Annotated in this window: 19 protein-coding genes; 11 read left to right on the top strand and 8 right to left on the bottom strand. The window is 65.5% G+C overall.

What is annotated here, in order from left to right; translation table 11 throughout:
• Position 1: 1 nt before the first annotated feature.
• The 3 genes from B0E48_RS01135 to B0E48_RS01145 are packed head-to-tail and all read right to left on the bottom strand — an operon-like array spanning position 2 to position 2864.
• Positions 2 to 1357 carry a GldG family protein gene (locus tag B0E48_RS01135; protein WP_077515611.1) on the bottom strand — a complete coding sequence of 452 codons (1356 nt, stop codon included), beginning with the start codon at positions 1355 to 1357 and terminating at the stop codon, positions 2 to 4.
• The gene (locus tag B0E48_RS01140; protein WP_077515612.1) at positions 1357 to 2142 is read right to left on the bottom strand and encodes an ABC transporter permease; all 786 of its coding nucleotides are present in this window, start codon (positions 2140 to 2142) and stop codon (positions 1357 to 1359) included. Before B0E48_RS01140 ends, B0E48_RS01135 begins: the two co-directional genes overlap by 1 nt.
• Positions 2139 to 2864, bottom strand: a complete 726-nt coding sequence (locus B0E48_RS01145; protein WP_254423804.1) for an ABC transporter ATP-binding protein — start codon at positions 2862 to 2864, stop codon at positions 2139 to 2141. The genes B0E48_RS01140 and B0E48_RS01145 overlap by 4 nt, the downstream gene beginning before the upstream one ends.
• A gap of 209 nt (positions 2865 to 3073) precedes the next feature.
• Between B0E48_RS01145 and B0E48_RS01150 the strand changes: the two genes are divergently transcribed.
• Complete coding sequence (locus tag B0E48_RS01150) at positions 3074 to 4267, top strand: fatty acid desaturase (protein WP_077515614.1); 1194 nt, start codon at positions 3074 to 3076, stop codon at positions 4265 to 4267.
• A 375-nt stretch (positions 4268 to 4642) separates the two neighbouring features.
• On the opposite strand, the gene rpmG is transcribed toward B0E48_RS01150, so the two are convergent.
• Both rpmG and rpmB read right to left on the bottom strand, forming a co-directional pair.
• Positions 4643 to 4810 carry a 50S ribosomal protein L33 gene (gene rpmG, locus B0E48_RS01155; protein WP_017463578.1) on the bottom strand — a complete coding sequence of 56 codons (168 nt, stop codon included), beginning with the start codon at positions 4808 to 4810 and terminating at the stop codon, positions 4643 to 4645.
• Positions 4811 to 4821: 11 nt separating this feature from the next.
• Positions 4822 to 5058 (bottom strand): 50S ribosomal protein L28, encoded by a 237-nt coding sequence (gene rpmB / locus B0E48_RS01160; RefSeq protein WP_072759006.1) that lies wholly within the window; start codon positions 5056 to 5058, stop codon positions 4822 to 4824.
• A gap of 317 nt (positions 5059 to 5375) precedes the next feature.
• Here rpmB and secB point away from each other — a divergent pair, with 317 nt between their 5' ends.
• The 7 genes from secB to B0E48_RS01195 all read left to right on the top strand — a co-directional run bounded on the left by secB (position 5376) and on the right by B0E48_RS01195 (position 15145).
• The gene (secB, locus tag B0E48_RS01165; RefSeq protein WP_077515615.1) at positions 5376 to 5879 is read left to right on the top strand and encodes a protein-export chaperone SecB; all 504 of its coding nucleotides are present in this window, start codon (positions 5376 to 5378) and stop codon (positions 5877 to 5879) included.
• Between the two features lie 10 nt (positions 5880 to 5889).
• The gene (locus B0E48_RS01170) at positions 5890 to 6915 is read left to right on the top strand and encodes an NAD(P)H-dependent glycerol-3-phosphate dehydrogenase (RefSeq protein ID WP_077515616.1); all 1026 of its coding nucleotides are present in this window, start codon (positions 5890 to 5892) and stop codon (positions 6913 to 6915) included.
• A 113-nt stretch (positions 6916 to 7028) separates the two neighbouring features.
• Positions 7029 to 10046, top strand: a complete 3018-nt coding sequence (locus B0E48_RS01175) for a DEAD/DEAH box helicase (protein ID WP_077515617.1) — start codon at positions 7029 to 7031, stop codon at positions 10044 to 10046.
• 111 nt (positions 10047 to 10157) lie between these two features.
• Complete coding sequence (locus B0E48_RS01180) at positions 10158 to 10823, top strand: ABC transporter ATP-binding protein (protein WP_254423805.1); 666 nt, start codon at positions 10158 to 10160, stop codon at positions 10821 to 10823.
• Entirely contained in the window at positions 10807 to 12714 is a 1908-nt protein-coding gene (locus B0E48_RS01185; RefSeq protein WP_077515619.1) for an HlyD family efflux transporter periplasmic adaptor subunit, read from the top strand. The genes B0E48_RS01180 and B0E48_RS01185 overlap by 17 nt, the downstream gene beginning before the upstream one ends.
• Positions 12711 to 13916: a hypothetical protein gene (locus tag B0E48_RS01190; RefSeq protein ID WP_077515620.1), complete on the top strand. Its 1206-nt coding sequence runs from the start codon at positions 12711 to 12713 to the stop codon at positions 13914 to 13916. Before B0E48_RS01185 ends, B0E48_RS01190 begins: the two co-directional genes overlap by 4 nt.
• The gene (locus B0E48_RS01195; RefSeq protein WP_077515621.1) at positions 13913 to 15145 is read left to right on the top strand and encodes an ABC transporter permease; all 1233 of its coding nucleotides are present in this window, start codon (positions 13913 to 13915) and stop codon (positions 15143 to 15145) included. The genes B0E48_RS01190 and B0E48_RS01195 overlap by 4 nt, the downstream gene beginning before the upstream one ends.
• Positions 15146 to 15229: 84 nt before the next feature.
• Here B0E48_RS01195 and glk read toward each other — a convergent pair whose 3' ends face one another.
• Both glk and B0E48_RS01205 read right to left on the bottom strand, forming a co-directional pair.
• Entirely contained in the window at positions 15230 to 16240 is a 1011-nt protein-coding gene (gene glk, locus B0E48_RS01200) for a glucokinase (protein ID WP_077515622.1), read from the bottom strand.
• Positions 16241 to 16354: 114 nt separating this feature from the next.
• Entirely contained in the window at positions 16355 to 18010 is a 1656-nt protein-coding gene (locus tag B0E48_RS01205; protein WP_077515623.1) for a S53 family peptidase, read from the bottom strand.
• A 180-nt stretch (positions 18011 to 18190) separates the two neighbouring features.
• Between B0E48_RS01205 and hemB the strand changes: the two genes are divergently transcribed.
• The 3 genes from hemB to pyrC all read left to right on the top strand — a co-directional run bounded on the left by hemB (position 18191) and on the right by pyrC (position 21488).
• Complete coding sequence (gene hemB, locus B0E48_RS01210) at positions 18191 to 19183, top strand: porphobilinogen synthase (protein ID WP_077515624.1); 993 nt, start codon at positions 18191 to 18193, stop codon at positions 19181 to 19183.
• A 74-nt stretch (positions 19184 to 19257) separates the two neighbouring features.
• A complete protein-coding gene (locus B0E48_RS01215; protein ID WP_168170270.1) occupies positions 19258 to 20235 on the top strand; it encodes a PD40 domain-containing protein in 978 nt (325 codons plus the stop codon).
• Between the two features lie 200 nt (positions 20236 to 20435).
• Positions 20436 to 21488 (top strand): dihydroorotase, encoded by a 1053-nt coding sequence (pyrC, locus tag B0E48_RS01220; protein WP_077515626.1) that lies wholly within the window; start codon positions 20436 to 20438, stop codon positions 21486 to 21488.
• Positions 21489 to 21544: 56 nt separating this feature from the next.
• On the opposite strand, the gene B0E48_RS01225 is transcribed toward pyrC, so the two are convergent.
• On the bottom strand, positions 21545 to 22795 hold the full coding sequence (locus B0E48_RS01225; protein WP_077515627.1) for a lytic murein transglycosylase: 1251 nt from the start codon (positions 22793 to 22795) through the stop codon (positions 21545 to 21547).
• Between the last annotated feature and the right edge of the window lie 60 nt (positions 22796 to 22855).

Here is a 22855-nt window from a genome sequence, read left to right on the forward strand (position 1 = left end):
CTCAGCGTCGCCGCCGGCGCCACACGACCAGGCCACCGCTCAGCAGCAGCAGCACGGGCAGCGCGAGCAGGAAGCCGAAGCTGATCGTGTTCAATTCGGTCTGTGAAATCTGCAGCAGACGATCCGGTGCGCCGCGTGGCGGCAGGTCGACCAGTTTGTCGTCGCCGAGCAACCAGTCGAAGATGCGCTCGCCGAGCGCGCGATTGCCGCCGTTGCCGAGGAAGGTGTTGGACAGGAAATCGCCATCGCCGATTACCACCGCGCGCTGCTCGCTCTTGTCCGGGCTGGGCGACAGCCGGCTCAATGCGAAGCCGAAATCCAGCGGGCCCTTCAGTTCGCCAGCGGCAGCGTCGTAGTGAATGGTCGAGCTGCCGTCGTTGCTGATCGGTTTGAACTCGGTCCAGCTCTGCGCGCTGGAGCGCAGGAAAGGCACCACCGCCCAGTCGGTCTGACTTACCTGGGCCAGCGCCGAGACCTGCGGAAACAGCGTGGTGAGCGTGAAGCCGCGGGTGATCGCCTGGATCGGATAGTCGCCCAGTGCAATCAGGCGTGGGTCCTGCAGTCCGAGCGCGCTGCCGTTGCCATCCACCAGCACGCCGGGCAATACGTGTACGCCGAGCGCATCGGCCAGCGGCTTGGTACCCAGGTCATCGTTACCCGGTTCGTTGAGCCACAGCAGGTTGCCGCCATTGCCGACGTAATCGGTCAGCGCCTTGACAGCGCCGGGCGTCAGCGCCGCCGTGGGGCTGGCCAGCACGACCAGGTCGGTGTGCTGCGGCACGCCGCTGACCTGGGCGAAGTTCAGTGGTACCGCGCGCATGCCGCGCTGTTCCAGCTGCAAGATGAACGTGCCGAGGTCGGCATTGCCCTTGCCATCTGCGCGGCGCTCGCCGTCGCCGGTGACAAACGCCACGATGCGCTCGCCGCCACGCGCAAGGCGTTCCAGCGCATTGGTCATGCTGCGCTCGGACAGTTCGTCGAGCCGCTGTTCGCGGTCCCGGTAATGCACGATCAGCGCGCCGTCGACGGTGATGCCCAGCTCGCGCATCTTCGCCGGATCTTGCTGGGGATCGACGAAGCGCAGGCTGAGGTCCGGTTTCAACCGGGTATAGCGTTGCACGAAGCCGGCCACGGTCTGGCGCAGGCTGCCCTGCGGGTTGGCGTAGCTGACGATCTCGACCGGCCCGCTGAGCTTGTCCAGCACCGCGCTGGTCTCTGGCGAGAGGCTGGCGCGGCCGCTGGCCGTCCAGTCAGCGATGTGATCATGGCGAACGGAGAGATAGCCGATGGCACCGGCGCCAAGCAGCAGGACCAGCGCGAACAGCCAGCCGTCCAGACGTCTGAACAGGGTGCCCATCAGTTGCGCTCCCGCTCAGTGGCCAGTCGGCGTATCGCGAGCGCAAGCGCCAGCACGATCAGCAGCACGAACCACAGCAGGTCGGAACTGGCGACCAATCCACGCAGCAGCGTTTCCAGGTGTGTGCTCATCGCCAGCCAGTTGATCACGCCGTTGTCGACCCCGGCGATTTGCGCACCGAGGTTCACGATCCACAGCGCCAGCACCAGCATCATGCTGGCGGCGGCAGCGATCGCCGGATGCGAGGCGAAGGCCGAGCAGGCGACCCCCACGGCGGCCAACGCCGCCAGCATCAAGGCCATGCCGAGTGCCGCCGCAGCCAGCTTGCCCCAATCCAGATGGATGGCGTGGGTCAGACTGAGCGGCATCGCCAGGGTGAGTGCCAGCCATAGCAGCAACCACACCAGCACGGCCAGGTACTTGCCCAGCACGATGCGCGAGGCGGGCAGGCCGCTGGCGAACAGCAATGGCAGCGTGCCGTTGCTGCGTTCGCCGGCGATCGCCGACATCGTCAGCAGAGGCACGATGATCAGAGCCAGTTCGGCCAGCCCGAATGGCAGGAAGCCGCCGGTCAGCATGCTGCTGAGCAAGGGCACGCCGACCAGGTCGGTGTAACCGGGGCCGGCGGGCAGGGCGGCCAGCTTGATCTGGCCGGCCAGGAAGCTGCCGAGCAGCAGCACAAAACGCCAGGCCAGCTCGGCCAGCGTCAGTGCGCCCAACACCCACGCCAGCGGACGCACGAACAGGCGGCGCAGTTCCAGCCGCGTCACGGCGAGTATCGTCATGCGGCTTGCGCCTTGCGCTCGTTCATCGCGATCTCGAAGAAGGTTCGTTCCAGTGCGGCGTGATCGTCGCTGCGTACCGGACCGTCGTGGCGCAGCGTGCCTTCGTGCAGGATCGCCACGCGATCGCAGACGGCGGTCACTTCGGCGAGCAGATGGGTGGAAAGGATCACGCTGGTACCGGCGGCCGCCTGTTCGCGGATCAGCGTGCGCAGCGCGGCGACCTGGACCGGATCGAGCGCGTTACCCGGCTCGTCCAGCACCAGCAGGGCCGGTCGATGCAGCAATGCGCAGGCCAGGCCCAGGCGCTGGCGCTGGCCCTGAGACAATACGCCGGCGAGACGTCGAACCAGCGGTTGCAGTTCCAACCGCTCGATGATTGCCGCGCGTGCCTGCTTCAACGCCGCACCGCGCATGCCGCGCAGCTGGCCGTGCGCGTCCAGATGTTCGCCTACCGTCAGTTCCGGCCACAGCGGGGCACGTTCTGGCAGCCAGCCGATCAATCGGCGCGCCAGTTCGGGCTGCTCCAGGAAATCCGCGCCGTTCAGCTGGATGCTGCCGCGGTCCGGCCGGAGTGCTCCGGCAATCATCGACAAGGTGGTCGATTTGCCGGCGCCATTGACGCCGAGCAGGCCCAGCACCTGGCCGCGGGACAGTGACAGACTCAGGTTCTGCACGGCAGGGCGGCCGGCGCGGCGGCGGCTGAGCTGGTCCAGTCGCAGCATGGGCGCTGCAGATACGTCGGTTGGCAAGGTCATTGCCTGATTGTCACGGCGCCCCCACTGTTTAGACAACAGGCGATTGCCAGCCGTGCGAACTAACGACGTATTAGCGTCTCCCCCTTGACGGCCTGTTACAATTGTGGGCTAAGCCATGCTGGCGGGTATGGAAACCCCTCGATTAGACTGACTCCGTCCCCTACCCGGTGCTTTCCATGCTCGATGCAGTGCTCAATTTCCTGAACAACGGTCTCACCGGCGCAAGCTGGGGGCAGATGCTGATCTACATACTGATCGTGACCCAGCTCACCATCTTCACGGTGACGCTGTACCTGCATCGTAGCCAGACCCATCGCGGTGTGGATTTCCACCCGGTGCTGGCGCATTTCTTCCGCTTCTGGGGCTGGCTGACCACCGGCATGGTCACCCGTGAATGGGTGGCGGTGCATCGCAAGCATCACGCCAAGGTCGAGACCGAGGAAGATCCGCACAGCCCGATGATCTACGGCATCAAGAAGGTGTTCTGGGACGGCGTCTCGCTGTATCGCGATGCCTGCGAGTCGAAGCAGGACATGGAGCAGTACGGCCGCGGTACCCCGGATGACTGGGTCGAGCGCAATGTCTATGGTGCGCACCCGTACTGGGGCCCGACCCTGATGCTGCTGATCAGCTTGGCGCTGTTCGGCGTGATCGGCGCCGCGATCTGGGCCCTGCAGATGGTGTGGATCCCGTTCTGGGCCGCCGGCTTCGTCAACGGTATCGGCCACTGGGCCGGCTACCGCAACTTCGAGAGTGCCGACACCGCGCGCAACCTGATCCCGTGGGGCTTCTGGATCGGCGGCGAAGAGCTGCACAACAATCACCATGCCTTCCCTAGCTCGGCCAAGTTCGCGCTGCGCAAGTGGGAGTTCGACATCGGCTGGGCAGCGATCTGCATGTTCCGTGCGGTCGGCTTGGCCAAGGTGCTGCGCGTGGCACCGTCGCTCGATGTGCGCCCGAACGTGCGCCTGCCGGACGCCGACACGCTGAAAGCGGTGCTGACCCACCGCTTCCAGGCGATGACCGACTACTACCGTGGTGTGATCATGCCGACCCTCAGCGACGAGGCGCAGAACGCTGGCGAAAGCCTGAAGTCGATGCCGCGTCGCATCCGCCTGGCCATGGCTGACGGTGGCCGCTGGCTGGACAGCGAAGGACGCGATCGCATGCAGGCCGTGCTGGCCAAGCGTCCGACGCTGACGGTCGTGGTCGAGTTCCGCAATCGCCTCGCGGCGCTGATGGAGCAGCGCGGTGCCGAGCAGGCGCTGAAGGGGTTGCAGCAGTGGATCCATGAGGCCGAGGAAAGCGGTATCCGTGCGTTGCAGGAGTTTGCACAGCGGCTCAAGGGCTACGCGGTCGCGACTGCCTGATTCATCCGGAACAACGGTTCAACAAAACCCGCCTTCGTGGCGGGTTTTGTTTTTTGGCCGGTGAGAGTGTGTGGCCAGAGACCTCCAAATACCTTCCAATGTCGTCATTCCGGCGAAGGCCGGAATCGCTTTTCAACATCGAGGCTGGTCATCGCTTTTCGGTAGCGGAATAGATGACGATCTGGCCTTTCGCATCAACCATGCAGATCCCGGTTCGAGTAACCATTCGGGCAAAAGAAAACCCGCCACGAGGGCGGGTTTTCTTGGCGGCATCAGTGTCGCTGTTGCGGATGCGTGAGCAAGAGCAGAAGCGATCCCTGCCTGCGCAGGGATGACCAAATGGCTAGCCACGCGCTGCGCGCGTGGGCCATTTGCTCACTTGATCTTGCCTTCCTTGTAGATCACGTGCTTGCGCACGACCGGATCGTACTTCTTGAACTCGAACTTTTCCGGCGTGTTCTTCTTGTTCTTCTGCGTGGTGTAGAAGTGGCCGGTGCCGGCCGAGGAGATCAGGCGGATCTTGTCTTGGGTCTTGTTAGCCATGATTTAAATCCTCAGACCTTGTCGCCGCGGGCGCGCATCTCGGCAATCACGGCTTCGATGCCATTCTTGTCGATCGTGCGCAAGGCGTTGTTGGACACACGCAGTTTGATCCAGCGATTCTCGCTGGCAACCCAGAAGCGACGCTCATGCAGGTTCGGCAACCAGCGGCGACGGGTACGGTTGTTGGCGTGCGAGACGTTGTTGCCGCTCTGCACACCCTTACCGGTGACTTGACATACACGGGCCATGACGACCTCCGTTGAATGACTTCAGAAGCCGGGGCTTTGAAAGTCGGTTTAGCACCCGTTAGCCAGGGTGACATCGGCCCAGCGGCGCTGTGCGCCACGCGATGCTGGAGGTTGTTGCCACGCATGATCGTGAGGTCCGTACCGCGTGGCGGACTGCCCGGAAACACCGGGTCGATCGAGGCGAGCCGCGTATTCTCGCAGAAAAACAAGGCTGTGCGCAATCTTTACGGGCTCGCCGGATGCCGACCGGCGTGCGTCGCGGGGGGATGTATGGAACAATCGGTCTCTTTTGACAGACCGAACTTGAGGGATTCCCGATGGCAGAAGTAGGCACCAACGACCTGGTCAACGGTCAGGACAACCAGCCGCAGCTGGTGCTGCAGAAGATCTATGTGAAGGATATTTCCTTCGAGGCGCCGAGTGCGCCGCAGATCTTCCAGGAAATCAACGAGCACGAACAGCCGCAGGTGCAGCTCAACCTGTCCCAGAAGGCCACCGACCTGGGCAACAGCCTGTACGAAGTGGTGCTCAGCCTCACCCTGACCTGCACGGTCGGCCAGCGCACCGCGTACCTGGCCGAAGTGGAGCAGGCCGGCCTGTTTGGCATCTCCGGCTTCAACGAGATGGATCACGCGGGAATCATTGGCAGCTACTGCCCGAACCTGCTGTTTCCGTATGCGCGCCAGGTGATTTCCTCGCTGGTGATCGAAGGCGGTTTCCCGCCGTTCCTGCTGCAGCCGATCAACTTCGACGCGCTGTTCGCCGAACAGCAGCGCCGCTCGATGGGTGGCGAGCAGGCCCCGGCCACGCTCAACAGCTGAGCGACCCGACATGGCTGAACGTCCGACTCTGGCCGTCCTCGGTGCCGGCTCCTGGGGTACCGCACTGGCGTCCCTGACAGCGCGCAACGGAGTACCGACCTGGCTGTGGGGGCGCGACCGGCAGGCGCTGGCGGCGATGGCGGCGAGCCGTTGCAACCAGCGCTACCTGCCGGACGTCGAACTGCCGCCCGAGCTGAATTACGAGAGTGACCTGGCCACCGCCGTGCGCGGAGCCGGGATCGTGCTGATCGTGGTGCCCAGCCATGCATTCGCCTCGATGCTGACCGAGCTGGCGCCGCTGCTCGACGCGGATACGGCGATCGCGTGGGCGACCAAGGGTTTCGAGCCGGGCACCGGACGCTTCCTGCACGAGCTGGTCGCGGCACAGCTGCCCGGTCGTGCCGCGGCGGTGGTCACCGGGCCATCGTTCGCGCGCGAGGTGGCCGCCGGCCTGCCCAGCGCGGTCACCGTGCATTCGGAAGACGATGCGTTTGCACAACAGCTGGCTGGCCTGCTGCATGCGCCGAACCTGCGCGCGTATTCCGGCAGCGACATGCTTGGTGCCGAACTCGGCGGCGCAATGAAGAACGTACTGGCGGTCGCCACCGGCATCGCCGACGGCATGCAGCTGGGCCTGAATGCGCGCGCCGGCCTGATCACCCGCGGCATGAACGAGATGCTGCGCCTCGGCGTGGCGCTCGGCGCCCGGCCGGAGACCCTGATCGGCCTGTCCGGTCTGGGCGATCTGGTGCTGACCTGCACCGGCGACCTGTCGCGCAACCGCCGGCTCGGCCTCGCGCTGGGACAAGGTGTGGCGATCGACGAGGCGGTGCGTCGGATCGGCCAGGTGGTGGAGAGCATCCTCACTGCCGACGAAGTGGCGCGTCTGGCCGACAAGCACGGGCTGGACCTGCCGATCAGTGCCGGCGTGCGTGCCGTGCTGCACGGCGAGGTCACGCCGGTCGACGGGCTCAAGACGCTGATGGCGCGCGAGCAGAAACCGGAATATCCGCGCGACCTGTTCGGTACCGCCTGAGCCTTACGGTGAGCGAGAGCACGGGCTGATAAATCGGCCGCTCTGATGGCGCCGCACGGAGCCCCGGCACTGCTAAGCTCAACGTTTTGGTTGTCGCCACGGATCGCATGCGCATGCAGCAGCCGGACGAGAAACAGCACGACGCCACATCGCCCGCCGGCGATGACGAGGCCTTGCCGCAGGCATGGCGGCGGATGCTGGCCGCGCCGAAACCGGCCACGGTCGAAGATCGCGGCATACTCGGTTTCTTTCTGGACGTGGTGCCGGAGGATGGCGCCGCGTTTGCCCGGCTGGATGTGGCGCCGGTCCTGCTGAGCACGGCCGAGCACGGCCGCTACACGCGACCGGTGCCGATGGACAGCCGCCACCTGGCGCAATCGACCTTGCCGCCACACGAGCAGCGGCTCGCCGCGACCATGCTCGGCTTGCCGCAGAACGTGCGCAAGAGTCGCAGCTATGCGCGACTCGCCGGCCACGTCGGCGACACCTTGCTCGCCGAGATCCTCGACACCGCGCCGTGTTTCCTCGGCGGTCTGGCCGGATTGCGCCTGTCACGCGGCAAGTCGCATCAGCTCAACTGGCACTGGCAGATGGAACCGGACGGCAGCCAGCGTCTGTTGCCGCTGCTGCCGCACAGCCAGCGCCTGCTGCGCATCGATGCCTTGTGGTATCTCGACGCCGAGCGCGCCACGCTGGGCCTGTTCGATGCCGCAGCCGAGGAAACCCACTGGCTGGAATTGCCACCGCTCAAGCACGAGCACGGTCGTCGCCTGCGCAATCGCCTGCCGGGCAGCCGGCTGGCGACGCGGGTGCCGCTGCCGCAGGTGTTCGGCGAGCTGCGCCGCTCGCAGCTGGCGCCGAAGCCGGTGCTGATCCTGCATGCCTTGACCCGGCACGCGCGACTGGCCGCCGGCACGCCGCCGCTGGGTTATGCGCGACTGGCGTTCGACTACGCTGGCGAGCGCCTGCCCGGTCGCGGCGGCGAACCGCTGGTGCGCCGCGTGCGCAACGGCCAGCTGGTCGAGATCACCCGCCGTCGCGCCGAAGAACTGTCCGCGATGGAACAGCTCGAGCGTGCCGGCCTGACTCCCGGCGTGGATACCGAGGGGCTGCCGTGGGACGTGGCCGACACCTTGCCCGATGATGCGTGGCTGTTCCCCGGCACCGGCTACGCCGGTGCGCTGGAGGTCAACACGCCGGCGCGCTGGCTCGCCTTGCGGCCGAAGCTCGAAGCGGAAAACTTCCAGGTGGAATATGCACCGAGCTTTCCGTTCGAGGTACTGGAAGGTCCGGTGCGCTGGTATGGCCACGCGGTGGAGGATGCCGACGATCATTCCTTCGATCTGGAAATCGGCATCGAGCTGGACGGCCAGCGGCACAACCTGTTGCCCGCGGTGGCGCAGGCGCTGGCCGAGCATCAGTTGAACCTGAGGCCGGCGCCGAACGAACCGGAAGACGCCGTGTGGTATGCGCCGGTCGATACGCGCCGCCGCGTGCCGGTGCGCCTGAAAGAGTTGCGCGGACTGCTGGCACCGCTGGCCGAGTATCTGGAGAAACCGCGCAAGCAGCTGCATCTGCCGCGGGTGCAGGCGGGCCGGCTGGAGGAGCTGGTGGCGGCGATGCCCGGCAGCGGCACGCTGGAAGCATCCGAATCCTTGCGCGGCTTTGCCGCTCGTCTGCGTGATGCGGCGGATCGCGCCAGCGACGTGGTGCCGGAAGGACTCACGGTGGAGTTGCGGCCTTATCAGCGCGAGGGTCTGCGCTGGTTGAATGCGCTGGCCGAGGCCGGCGTCGGCGGCGTGCTGGCCGACGACATGGGCCTGGGCAAGACGCTGCAGCTGATCACCCATCTGCTCTCGCTGAAACAACACGGCGCACTGACTCAGCCGGCACTGATCGTAGTGCCGACCAGCCTGATCCCGAACTGGCAATCGGAGATCGCCCGTTTCGCGCCGGACCTGCACGTGCTGACCCTGCACGGCCCGCAACGCGCCGAGGAATTCATCCAGCTCGGTGCGCAGGACATCGTGTTGACCAGCTACGCGCTGCTGCCGCGCGACGTGATCACCCTGCGCAAGCAACCGTTCGCGCTGATCGTGCTGGACGAGGCGCAGCAGGTGAAGAATCCGCGCACGCAGGCACGTCGCGCGCTGCTCAGCCTGCGCACGCCGCGCTATGTCTGCCTCACCGGTACGCCGCTGGAAAATCATCTGGGCGAACTGTGGTCGCAGATCGATCTGGCAGTCCCCGGGCTGCTTGGCGACGAGGGCGCGTTCCGTCGCTTCTATCGCGTGCCGATCGAGAAGCAGCACGACGAGGAATGCCAGCAACGACTCAACCTGCGCCTCGCGCCGTTCATCCTGCGCCGGACCAAGGCGCAGGTTGCCAGAGAATTGCCGCCGAAGACCGAGATCACCCGCCGCGTGGTGCTGGAAGGTCGCCAGCGCGAACTGTACGAAGGCCTGCGCCTGTCGCTGGCGGAGGAACTGCGCGAGGTGATCGCCCAGCGCGGCATCGCGCACTCCGGCATCGTGGTGCTCGATGCGCTGCTCAAGCTGCGCCAGGTCTGCTGCGATCCGCGCCTGGTGAAACTGGAAGTCGCGCGCGGCGTGCACGAGTCGGCGAAATTCGAACTGCTGATGGACATGCTGCCGGCGCTGCTCGACGAGGGCCGCAAGGTGCTGCTGTTCTCGCAGTTCACCGGCATGCTGAAACTGATCGCCGCCGAACTCGATCGCAAGCGTATCCGCTACGTCACCCTCACCGGCGACACGCGTGACCGCGCCGAGCCGGTGCAGCGTTTCCAGAACGGCGAGGTGCCACTGTTCCTGCTGTCGCTGAAAGCCGGCGGCGTCGGCCTCAACCTCACCGCCGCTGACACCGTGATCCATTACGACCCGTGGTGGAATCCCGCTGCCGAAGCGCAGGCTAGTGATCGCGCGCATCGCATCGGCCAGGACAAGCCGGTGTTCGTGTTCCGCCTGATTACGTCAGGTACGGTGGAGGAACGCATCGAGGAACTGAAGGCGCGCAAGGCCGAACTGGCCGCCGCGGTGCTGGAAGGTGGTGGCAGCCGCGAAAAGCTCAGCTTCGACCAGGTCGATCTGGATGCGTTGCTGGCGCCGGCATGATCCGGGAAAGTACGGCGCGTTGTCGGTGCCGAAAGATACTTGCCAAAGCAGCTTTCAAGCCGTAAAACTCCAACGATAGGGTTTTACGGGGGCGCCAACGCGATGGTGTGCATGGAAGCGGTGACCCGCCATTACCGGGTGGGTGGGCAAACGATTGCCGCGCTGGACGGAGTCAGCTTCGAGGTGCCGCAAGGCCAGTTCATGGCCATCGTCGGGCCGTCCGGGTCCGGCAAGTCGACCCTGCTCAACATGCTCGGTTGCCTCGATCGCCCCGACAGCGGGCGTTACCTGCTCGATGGCGTCGATGTCTCCACCTTCGACGACGAACGCGCCAGCGATTTCCGCAATCGGCGCATCGGCTTCGTGTTCCAGTCGTTCCATCTGCTGCCGCGCCTTAGCGTGCTGGAGAATACCTTGCTGCCGCGGCGCTTCCTGCGCGGCTCCGACGAGGGGCTGGAGCAGCGCGCGCACGAATTGCTGCAGCGTATGGGCCTGCAGCGACACCTGGCGCATCGTCCCGGCCAGCTCTCCGGCGGCCAGATGCAGCGCGTGGCGATCGCCCGCGCGCTGCTGATGAAGCCGGCCCTGCTGCTGGCCGATGAACCCACCGGCAATCTCGACTCGAAGAGCGCCGCCGACGTGCTGGCACTGATCGCCGAAGTGCATGCCGGCGGCCAGACTGTGGTGCTGGTCACCCACGATGCCGACGTTGCCGCGCGGGCGCAGCGCCAGATCAGCCTGCGCGATGGGAGGATCGAACATGATTCGGCGGCTTGAGGCGCTCACCGCGCTGTTGCTGATACTGGCGCCGCTGCCGGCGCTGGCGACGGTGTTCGGTGGCGAGGTGCAGGTGGCCGATGCGCAAGACATCTTCACGCCGCCGTCGATGAGTTCGCCAGTGGTGCTGCGCTACTACGTGGCCGACGGTGCACGGGTGCACAAGGGCGACGATCTGTTGCGCATCGATGCCGGTCCGGCCGAGACCGAGCTGCGCACGCTGCAGGCACAGCTCGAGCAAACGACCGCGAAGAGTGCGAAGGAAATCGCCGATCTCGAACTCAAGCAGGCCGATGCCGAACTCGCACTGGCCGATGCGCAGGCCGAGCATGATACCGCCGCAGTGGACGCGGTGATTCCGAAGTCGCTGATCTCCGCGCTCGATTACGACCGACACCAGGGTGAGATGCAGCGCACCGAGCGCGCGCTGGCCTTGAAGAAGCAGGAGGTCGCGCAGGCGATCGCCGCCGTCGCACGGCGACGCCAGGATGGCGCGCTGGAATTGCGCAAGCAGAGTCTGTCGCTGAGTTTCAGCCAGGATCAGGTGGCGAGCGCCGTGGTGCGTGCGGAGCGCGATGGCACGGTGATCCACGGTTTCGACACGGTGTTCAGTACGGGTGGTCGCTACGAGGAGGGTTCCACCAGCTTCCCCGGCACCAGCGTGGGCGAAGTGGTGGGTAGCGGCGATGGTTACAACGTACGCGGTTGGGTGCTGGAGCCTGATCGAGTGGGCTTGCAGGTCGGCCAGCCGGTACGGCTGCATTTCGACGCGCTGCCGGGCAGCGATCTGCAGGGCAGCATCCGCGCGATAGCGGGCGCCTCCACCAACAAGAATGCCTGGGGTGATGGTCGTTATTTCGAAGTCGAGATCGCGCTGCCGGCGAAGCTGCCGCTGTCGCTGCGGCCGGGCATGAGCGTGCGGATCGACAGCGATCTCACCGATGCCGGTGACCTCGGCGGGCCGCCCATGGTCAGTCATGACGAAGCCTTGCACGTGGATGGCGAGATCTATGCCCAGCGCAGTGTGGCGATCTCGCCGCCGGCGGTGGATGGTCTGTGGCAGATGACCGTGACCCAGATGGCCGGTGACGGTGACGTCGTGAAGAAGGGCGACATGCTGGTGGTGTTCGACGCTGGCGACGTGGTCAAGAACCTGACTACCAAGCAGGGCCAGCTGGGCGAGAAGCTGCGTACGCAGGAGCAGCTCAGGCTGGACCTGGCCGATCGCGCGCGCGAGGCCGAACTGGCCACCGCGCAGGCGCGGGCCGAGATGGAAAAGGCGCAACGCAAGGCCGACCAGCCGAAGGAATACATCGCACGAGTGGACTATCAGAAGCTGGTGATCGCGCGGGTCAAGGCCGAGCACAGGATGGCACTGACCGCGCAGCGTGAGCGGGTGGCCGCCGAGGAGCGTGCCGCCGAACAGCGCATGGCCGATGCCGATGCCAGCCTGCTCGACGGCGAGGTGAAGAAGTTGAAGGCATCGCTTGCCTCGCTGACCGTGACGGCGCCACGCGACGGCATCGTGCTGCACCAGGACAACTGGAGCGGTGGCAAGGTCGATGTGGGTTCACAGATCTGGCGTGGTCAGTCGGTGGCGCAGATGCCGGACCTGTCGACACTGGCTGTGCGTGCCGCGTTGCCCGAACGTGACCTCGGTCGGGTCAGCCCGGGTCAGCCGGTGCGCGTGGTGATCGCCGGTGGCGGCGACCGCAGCATGAGCGGCCGCATCGCCGAGGTAGGCGGCACCGTGCACAGCAAATCGCGGGTCGAGGCGGTGCCGGTGGTGGATCTGGTCGTGCGACTGGATCAGGATCCGGGCCTACTCAAGCTCAAGCCCGGGCAGGCGGTGCAGGTGGAAATTCCCGCCACACCGGGAGCTTCCCGATGAGTCGCCGCGGGTGGTTGCCACTGCTGTTGCCGCTGCTTGGCGGTTGCGGCCATGCCGCTGCGGATCGCACGGTGCTGGAGCGGGCCCAGGCGCGGCCGCTGGAATTCAGCGTGCAGGCCGAGGGCGAATTGCGCTCGACCAAGCCGATGCTGCTGCTGGTACCCGGTGCGCAGTGGACGACACGCCAGCTCAACTGGATGTTGCCCGATGGCAGCATGGTGGCGAAGGGCGAACTGGTCGCGCGTTTCTCGGCTGAGCAGAGCAAGCAGGATCTGGCGCAGGCGCGGATCGACCTGGAGCGCAACCTGCTGGCGCGCGCGACCAAGCAGGCCGAACTGGACGACAAGAGTGGCCAGCTCGGGGTCGACCTGACCCAGGTGGCCGTGCAGCATGCGATCGCCGAACGCTACGCGAACGCCCCGCTGGAAGCGATGGCGCGCAACGACATCCTCGATGCGGTGCAGGACGTGCATTACCTCGACGTGCGTCAACGTATCCTGCAGTGGCGCGAGAATGCATCCGCCTCGCGCGGCAACGCCGAACTGGCCGTACTCGACGCACAGCGCAGCAGCTTCGACACGGTGGCGAAACAGAAGCAGGATGACTTGGAAGCGTTGGAGCTGCGCGCCCCGCATGCCGGCGTTTTGATGCTCGAAAAAAACTGGTCGGACCAGCTGCCACATGTGGGCGGCAGCCTGTATGGCGGCAACAGCTTCGCCAGCCTGCCCGACCTGGATGCGCTTGAAGTGCAGCTGATGGTGCCGCAGATCGAGGCGCAGGGCGTCCAGGTCGGCGATACGGTGGAACTGCATCGCTGGGGCATGCCGAGCCAGCACGTGACGTCCAGGCTCAGCTGGGTCGCCACCGCGGCGCAGCCGCGCAGCAGCGAGAACCCGGTGAAGTATCTGGCGATGAAGGTGACCGTGCCGGCCGAGGTGGCGCGCCGCTATGGCTGGGTACCCGGCCAGCGTTTCGTCGGCAAGATCGTCCTGTTGCATGTGGAGCAGGGTTTCAGCGTGCCGAACATGGCGCTGAGCCATGACGGCGCTGAATCGAGTGTGCAGGTGCTCGACGGCAGCACGGTGCAGACGCGCAAGCTGAAGCTCGGCGTGCGCGGCGCGACTCGCACCCAGGTGCTCGATGGGTTGCAGCCAGGCGACCGCGTGCTGCTGGGTGCGACTACCGCCAAGGAGGCGAAATGATTTCCGCACGCTGGCGCGAGGCGATCGAGGAACTCTCGCGGCGCAAGCTGCGCACCCTGCTGACCCTGCTCGGCATGATCTTCGGCGTCGGTGCGATTGTCGCGATGCAGGGCGTCGGCGAGGGCAGCCGGCGCGAGGCGCTGAAGCTGGTCGACAGCCTCGGCCTGCACAACCTGATCGTCGAGGCGAAGAGCCAGGACGGCGATGCGCTGAAGGAAACCCGTGCGCGCAGCCTCGGCCTCACCGTGGCCGATGCGCGCGCCGCGCTGGACGTGGTGCCGTCGGCCGAGCACTACGCGGCCGAGAAGCGGGTCAAGCGCTGGGGCGTATTCAGCGACAGCGGACATGCCGATGCGGAAGTCAGCGGCATCAGCCCGGACTATTTCCAGCTGGCCTCGCTGCAGGTGGCCGAAGGCCGCGCACTGAATGCGGACGATGACGCCAGCCTCGCCGCGGTCGCCGTGCTCGGTCACCAGGTTGCGCACGACCTGTTCCCCGACGGCAAGCCACTGGGTCGGCTGCTCAAGGTCAACCAAGTCTGGCTGCGCGTGGTCGGCGTGCTGGCCGATCGCGACCTGGGCCAGGACAAGTTCGAGGGCGTTGCGCTGGGTGCCGACAGCAACCGCATCTTCGTGCCACTGGCCAGCGCGCGGGCGCGCCTCCGCTTCCAGCCGATGGAGGACGAAGTCGATCGCTTCATGCTGCGGCTGCAGGATCCCGAGGGCCTCGCTACCGGTGCCCGCGTACTCACCGAGCTGCTCAATCAGCGCCATGCCGGCGCCAGCGATTATCAACTGATCGTGCCGCAGCAGCTGTATCAGCAGAACCAGAAGACCCAGCGCATCTTCAGCGTGGTGATGGGTTCGATCGCCGGCGTCAGCCTGCTGGTCGGCGGCATCGGCATCATGAACATCATGCTGGCGAACGTGCTGGAACGACGCCGCGAGATCGGCTTGCTGCGCGCGATCGGAGCGCGGCGGCAGGACATCGTGGCGCGCTTCCTGCGCGAGGCGCTGGTGATCTGCGCCTCGGGCGCGCTGATCGGGCTGCTGTTCGGCGCGTTGCTGGCCTACGCGATCGCCGCGTTTGCCGGCTGGCAGGTGGCGTGGGCGCCGATCGGCGTGATCGCCTCGGTGCTGGCCTGCATGCTGATCGGTCTGGCCTTCAGCATCTACCCGGCACGTCAGGCGGCTGCGCTGGACCCGATTGCGGCCATTCGCGACGAATAATCCGTACACGGCTGACACGCATGCAGGGATGCCTGCTGCGTGTCATTCGGCGCGCCGAGAAAGTTCAGCGTCGAGGCCGTGGCTTCACTTCCGCCGCAACAGCGAGCCACCCGAGTCCACCACCGCCAGTGCGGCGGCGCCGATCAGGCCGGGTTCGGGATTCATGATCGCCTGCGTCGGCACCTGTTCCATCATGACGCGGAAACGACCCTTCGCCTCGAAGCGCTCGCGGAAACCGCCGCGCTCCATCCACGGCAGCAGGATCGGTACCAGTCCGCCGGTGAGATACGCGCCATCCCACGCGCCCAGCGTCATCACCAGATCGCCGGCGACACTGCCGAAGATGCCGGTGAAGGTTTCCACGACCTGCACGCACAGTGAGTCGCTATTCGCATTGGCGCGTGCGCTGATGTCCTCGGGCTTCAGCGTCTCGGGCGTCTGTCCGGCGATCTCGCAGAGCACGGTATACAGGTTCACCAGGCCGTTACCGCTGATCAGCCGCTCGTTGGAAACCCGGCCGTAGCGCTGGTTGAGGCGCGTGAGGATTTCGATGTCCTCAGGCGTATGCGCCGCGAAGCCGGCATGACCGCCTTCGGTCTGCAGCACGCTGCACTTGCCCTGGCGCAGCAGCAGGCCGCCGACGCCGAGTCCGGTGCCCGGGCCGACGATCACGAAGGTCTGTTCGTCCTGCGCACCCAGCTGCGGCAACGGCAGCTTGCCGACGGGCACCAGGTCACTCGGCTGCAGCAGCATCACCGCCATGCTTTGCGCCGCAAAATCGTTGACCAGTCGTACCGATTGCAGACCCAGTTCGGCCTGCAGCTTGTGTGCCGAGATGGCCCATGGATTGTTGGTGATCTGCACCGTCTCGCCATCGTAGATGCGGCCGGCGGCGGCGATCAGCGCATGCTGCGCGCGCAGCCCGCTGTCGGTGAAGTACTGGCGGATCGCGTCGGCCAGTGAAGCGAAATCACTGACCTGGTAACGCCGCACGTTGTCCATCTGGAACGGCATGCTCGCGGCCGGATCCGAAACGGCGAAACGCACGTTGGTTCCGCCGAGATCGGCGAGCAGGGTCGGGGCCGGAACGTGCATCGGAACTCCATCGGGTGACGCGGAAACGGCAAGCGTGCCGTGAATACTGACCATCGTCCAGCATCCCGGCGAATCCGGGAAGCTGGCTGGCACGGTTCGATGGTCTGGCCAGAACTACTTTTTGCCCTTGGGGTGCTTGCCACCAGAGGCGGGTGGTTTGTGCTTGTGCTTGTGTGGTGGGCTAGGTGCGGGTGCGGGACTTGGTGCAGGTGCAGGGCTTGGTGCGGGACTTGGCGCAGGCGCGGGAGTGGGCGATACGCTCTGCAAGGCGCTGAGCAAGGCCTGTCCGTTTGGGCTGCCCAGTCCGGTGCAGGCGTCCCAGCCCGGGCCGGCGGCGTAACTGCCGTTGTTGCCCTGGGTGATATCGCGGAACGCTTTGCTGCCGATGCCGTACAAGCTGGCGTTTGCAGCACCCAGCGAGTGGCCGAGCTGCTGGTTGAGCCGCGCCACCAGTGCGGCCCACAGCGGCGCAACCGCACTGGTGCCGCCGATGGCCTCGTCCTGGCCGTCGACGCGCACGGCGTAGCCGGTGAGCGGGTCCGCGTTGCCGGCGACATCCGGCACACCGCGGCCGACAAAACCGCCCGGCGCTGCCGGCACCTTCGACGCTGATTGCCATGTCGGCAGTGCGAACACCGCGCTGACACCGCCGCCGGTGGCCCCTTCGTTGCCGGCAGTCTCGTTCCACACCACTTCGCTCTTGATCGTGCTGCCGCTGCCGAACAGTTCGGTACCGCCGCAGGCCAGCACCGAAGGGCTGGACGCGGGGAAATCCACCGTCGGCTGGCCGCTGCTGACGCCATCGCTGGAACCGTTGTCGCCGGCCGCCACGGTCACTGTCACGCCGAGTGCGGCGGCATCTTCCAGCGCGGTCTCCATCGCATTGCGCGACGCCGTACTCCAGCCGCTTTCGGGGCCTCCCCAGCTGATCGACATCACGTTGGCCGGTTGGGTGCTGCTGTGTGCGGCCTGCGAGATCGCATTGTAGAAACCCTGGTCGGTATTGCCGGCGAAATAGACGACGAGCTTTGCCGCCGGTGCCAGCGCACCGGAGACTTCGATGTCCAGCAAAACTTCCGCATCCGCGTCGCCGCCGGGCTGGTTGCTGCCGCTGTCGACGGAAACGGCAGTGATGGAAGGTGTCGCCAGGCCGAGTGACTTGAAATAGGTATCCAGATCAGCCTGCTGGTAGCCGCCGCCGAGTTCGATGATCGCGATGATCTGGCCGCTGCCGTCGCCGGCGGGGAAGTTGTACAGCTGGCCGACCTGCAGCGGCGTATAGGTCGTGGAAGGCTGCGCCTGAGCGATGCGGAAATGCGGCTGCGCGACCGGACGCTGGTCCAGTCCCAGCACGGCGATGATGGCCGGATCGGGCAGGGTGGGTGCCTGCGCGCTGCCCACGTAGGGCGTGCCGCCAGGCGTCAGCTCGTAATGGCCCAGTTGCACACCGAACGCCTGCTGCAGCGCTTGCGCGGTGCCACGCAGATGCAGCGTGCGCCGCCCCTCGTCGCAGGCCAGCTCCTGCAGGCCGTGTTGACGGCTGAAGTCGCGCAGGCGCGTTACGTCGGCCGGATCGGCGCCGTAGCGCGCCACGAAATCGGCATGTCGGGCGCTGCGCGATGCTGACGGCGCCAGTTTGCCCAGCGGGCCCTTGCGTCGCAGCACCAGGGTTACATCGAGCGTTTCGTCCGGGGCATGCGGACCCAGATAGCGGACGCCAGCGGGCAGTGGCCAATGGGAAGTCGCGGCGGCGGGCGTGGTCTTGCTCATGAGGCTTCCTCCGGTGGGGAACGGCGGGTCGTGGCGCGGAGGGTGCACCCCAAAGCGTTACGGCAAGGTGTCCACGATGTTGGGTCCGTGGCGACAGGGCGCGCAGGCAATGTCGCAGCGCGGCCGCGGGCTGTGCGTTGTGGCCTAAAATGCCCGGGATATCACAAGTCAGGATCTGCCATGAGCTTTCCCGCCATCCGCATGCGCCGCATGCGCCGCGATGCCTTCTCACGTGCGTTGATGCGCGAGAACACCTTGTTGGCGAGCGACCTGATCATGGTCGCGTTCGTGATCGAGGGTGAAGGCCAGCGCGAAGCGGTGCCATCGATGCCAGGCGTGGATCGGTTGTCGATCGACGAGCTGCTGAAGCTGGCCGGCGAATGCGTGCGTCTCGGCATTCCCGCGCTGGCGTTGTTCCCGTCGCCGGGCTCGGCGGTGAAGAGCGAGGACGCCGCCGAGGCATGGAATCCGCAGGGCCTGATGCAGCGCGCCACTCGCGCATTGAAGGCGAAGTATCCCGAGTTGGGCCTGATCGGCGACGTCGCGCTCGATCCATACACCACGCATGGCCAGGACGGCCTGGTCGACGCGACCGGCTACGTGATGAACGAGCCGACCGTCGAGGCATTGATCAAGATGTCGCTGGCGCAGGCCGAAGCCGGCATGGATTTCGTGGCGCCGTCGGACATGATGGACGGCCGCATCGGCGCGATCCGCGAGGCGCTGGAAGAAGCCGGCCACATCCACACCCGCATCCTCGCCTACTCGGCGAAATACGCCTCCGCGTTCTACGGCCCGTTCCGCGATGCGGTGGGTTCGTCGGCGAACCTCGGCAAGGGCAACAAGCACACCTACCAGATGGACGTCGCCAACTCCGACGAGGCACTGCATGAAGTCGAGCTGGACATCAACGAAGGCGCCGACGCGGTGATGGTGAAGCCGGGCCTGCCGTATCTCGACATCGTGCGGCGGGTGAAGGACACGTTCGGCGTGCCGACCTTCGTGTATCAGGTGAGTGGCGAGTACGCGATGTTGAAGGCTGCGTCGCAGAATGGTTGGCTGGATGAGAAGGCGGTGGTGCTGGAGTCGCTGACGGCGATGAAGCGGGCTGGGGCGGATGCGATCCTGACCTACTACGCGATCGATGCGGCACGATGGTTGCGCGGAGAGTAGGTAAAGCCTGTAATTGGCAGATTCACAGGCTGTGGTTCGGCCGCTTGTACCGAGTAGCGTCTCTTGGCGGAGCGATGCAGAAAGTGACTCAACGAATGCATTTCACCTGGCTGAAGACCGTCGCCATGGTGGCTTCAATTGCACTCTTTGGCGCCGAAGTGGCGGCGAGCCCGTCTGTTGACGGATCTTCGATCCGCTTCGTTACTTCCGATGCAGACGGCGCAGATTATGGCCCGGCATTTTCTCCCGACGGCAGTCGAATCATCTTCGAAAGACATCCTTTGGGGCCGGGGAGATGGGAAGCGTATGTCGTAGAAGTCTCCGGTGGAGACATTCGGCCCATATCAAAAAATGCGGCTCCTGTCGAAGAGACCCGCTTACGCTGGTCGTCTACGACCAACGAAATCGCTTTTACCGGTCTCGCAGCAGACAAGTCTGCTTCGACCTGGCTGATGAATGCCGATGGCACGCACATCCGTGCTGCCTACCCGTCCTCGAAGCCGCAATTCTTTTATCCATCGTGGTACCCGAGCGGCACGCAAATCGCCGAGCTCGACGGTAGCAACAACACGATCCGCAAGATCGACCTTGCCACGGGAAAGTCGCAGGTGTTGACGCAGCAGCACCTGCTTTTGGCTGGGATGTCGTCAGTGTCTCCCGATGGGAAGTGGATCGCGCTTGCAGCGCAGCCAAATCGAGGGCAGCTGTACGATCAAACCAAGAACACGATTTGGCTGATCTCATCGACAGGAGACGCCCATCCACTAGAGCAAGCCCCGCTGGAGGGGCGAGCTCCTTCCTGGTCACCGGACGGAACCCGGATCGCCTTTGAGAGCAATCGGTCCAGCTTCTCCCCAGGTTTCTATGCTGTCTTTGTAGCCGCCAAGGATGGTCGAAGCATCCGGCAACTTACGCCATACGCTCTCAACGCCCAACACCCCGTTTGGTCTCCGGATGGTAGGTTGATTGCGTTCTCGGCCAGACAACCCAAGGCTGGCGGAAAGTATGGCCCTGGCATCGCGGTGATCGCGGTACCATCCCACTTGCCTTGATCGCAGTTTCCTGAGCAGTGAGCGAGAGTCACGTGTATTGCGCGATCCCGTTGCCTAACGACCAGTTCTCTTTCGCCACCTCGCCCTCCGAAGGAGGGTGAAAGCTCTGCTTCTTGGTTGTCAGTTGCTGGCGGGCCAGACGACCCGACCGTAGCGACGCGATACCATGTGCAATCCAGGTTGTATCGAGTCCGCCATCCATGACACCCACGCGTCTTGAAATCACCCGCCCTGATGACTGGCATCTGCACCTTCGTGATGGCGATGCACTGGCTTCGGTGATCGCCCACACCGCGCAGCGATTCGCGCGCGCCATCGTGATGCCGAACCTGAAGCCGCCGGTGACCACGGTCGCCCAGGCTGAAGACTATCGCCGCCGGATACTCGCGAGTTTGCCGGCGGGCATGCGCTTCCAGCCGTTGATGACGCTGTACCTCACCGAGAACACCCCGATCGAGGAAATCGTGCGTGCCAAGGCGAGCGACAGCGTTTTCGCGGTGAAGTACTACCCGGCAGGAGCCACCACCAATTCCGATTCCGGCGTACGCGAGCTGTCGCGGGTGTATCCCGTGATCGAAGCGATGGAGCGGCACGACCTGCCCTTGCTGCTGCATGGCGAGGTCACCGATCCGGACATCGACATCTTCGATCGCGAACGCGTTTTTATCGAGCGCCATCTGCTGCCGCTGCAGGCCAGGTTCCCGGCCTTGCGCATGGTGCTTGAGCACATCACCACCCGTGATGCGGTTGAGTTCATCCGTGGCGCCCCGGCCAACGTGGCAGCCACGATTACCGCGCATCATCTGCTGCTCAACCGAAATGCGCTGTTCGAAGGCGGTATCCGCCCGCACAATTACTGCGCGCCGATCCTCAAGCGCGAGACGCATCGCGCCGCCCTGTTGCAGGCAGCTACCAGCGTCGATCCGCATTTCTTCCTCGGCACGGACAGTGCGCCGCATTCGCGCGAAGCGAAGGAAACGGACTGCGGGTGCGCGGGACTCTATACGGCCCATGCGGCGCTGGAACTGTATGCCGAGGCATTCGAGCAGGCCGGTCGGCTGGATCGGCTCGAAGCGTTTGCCAGCTTCCATGGCCCGGACTTCTACCGTCTGCCGCGCAACGAGGATCGCATCGCGCTCGAGCGCTCGTCATGGATCGTGCCGGACGAATATCCGCTGGCCGGATCGACCTGCAAGCCGATGCGGGCCGGCGAGTCGGTCGCGTGGTCGGTGGTGGAGACGGTTTCTGCTTGATCGGCTGACACAGAACCTTCCTGCGCAGCGCATCTTTCCGTTTGCGGGATGATTGATCAGTGCGCTGCGCTTGGCTGCGCGCGTAGCGCCGCCAACATTTTCTGTCCCGCGCGCCCATCGACCGGCATGCCCAGCCGGCCCTGTTCGGTGCGGATCGCGACGCGGGTCTTGGTACCGATCAGGCCGTCGGGCGCGCCGATGTCGTAGCCACGGGCTTGCAGCAGGGTTTGCAGTTCGCGGTTTTCGGCGCGGGACAGGCCGGGGTCGTCGGTGGGCCACGGCGTGACGAAGCCGATGTGATCGTTGTCGTTGCCGACCAGGGTGGACAACTGCGCGATCGCCAGCGCGTAGTTTTCGCTGGCGTTGTAGCTGTAGATGGTGTCGAAGTTCTTGCCGGTCAGGAACGCCGGGCCCTGTGTTCCGGTGGGCAGCAGCAGACCGGTGTCGGGCAGATTCGGCGGCAGCGGTTTGCCGTTGGCTTGCTTGATGCCCTGCGCGATCCAGTACGCGACGTCGTGCTTGCTCTTGCGGGCGGAGCTGCCCGCGTAACCGGCCGGCAGTTTTACCTCCAGCCCCCACGGCTCGCCCGTGCGGTAACCCGCCTGATGCAGGAAGTTGGCGGTGGAGGCCAGCGCATCGGGCACGCTGCCGACCACGTCGCGGTGGCCGTCGCCATCGAAATCGACGGCAGTGTGCAGGAAGGTGCTGGGCATGAACTGGGTCTGCCCGAACGCGCCGGCCCATGAACCGTTGAGCTTGTCCGGTGCGATGTCGCCGTTCTGCAGGATCTGCAGCGCCGCGGCGAACTCGCCGCGGAAATACGCCTGCCGCCGCCCGAAGCACGACAGCGTGCCCAGCGACTGCACCAGCGGCCGGCCGCCGGTGATCTTGCCGAAGTTGCTCTCCACGCCCCATACGCCGACCACGATCGCCGGATCGACGCCGTAGCGGCTCTGGATCTGGCGCAACACGGGCAGCCATTGCTGGTAGGCGGCGCGGCCATCGGCCACGCGCTCCTGGTCCACCAGCATCGCGATGTAATCCCACGCAGGCAGGGTGAATTCAGGCTGCTTGTCGAGCAGCGGCAGGATGCTGCCGTCCGGTGCGAGGTTCGTTGTGTACTGCTTCCATGTGCCATCGCTGATGCGTGCGAAGTTGTCGCCGTGCCGCAGTCCGGCCAAGCACTGGCTGAACTCGGTCTGGCTGAGTGCCGGTGGGGTCGTGTCCTGCGCCTGCACGACCGATGTCAGGCATGGCGCGATCAACAGGCAAGCAAGCGTCAAGGTGAGGCGGTATGCGTTGGGCATCGGGCATCCTTGTACAGCTGACGGTAGTGCAAGCAACGATCATAGCGGCTTGCACTGGGT

It is taken from the genome of Rhodanobacter sp. C03 (assembly GCF_002001175.1).
In the GTDB taxonomy this organism is placed as follows: domain Bacteria; phylum Pseudomonadota; class Gammaproteobacteria; order Xanthomonadales; family Rhodanobacteraceae; genus Rhodanobacter.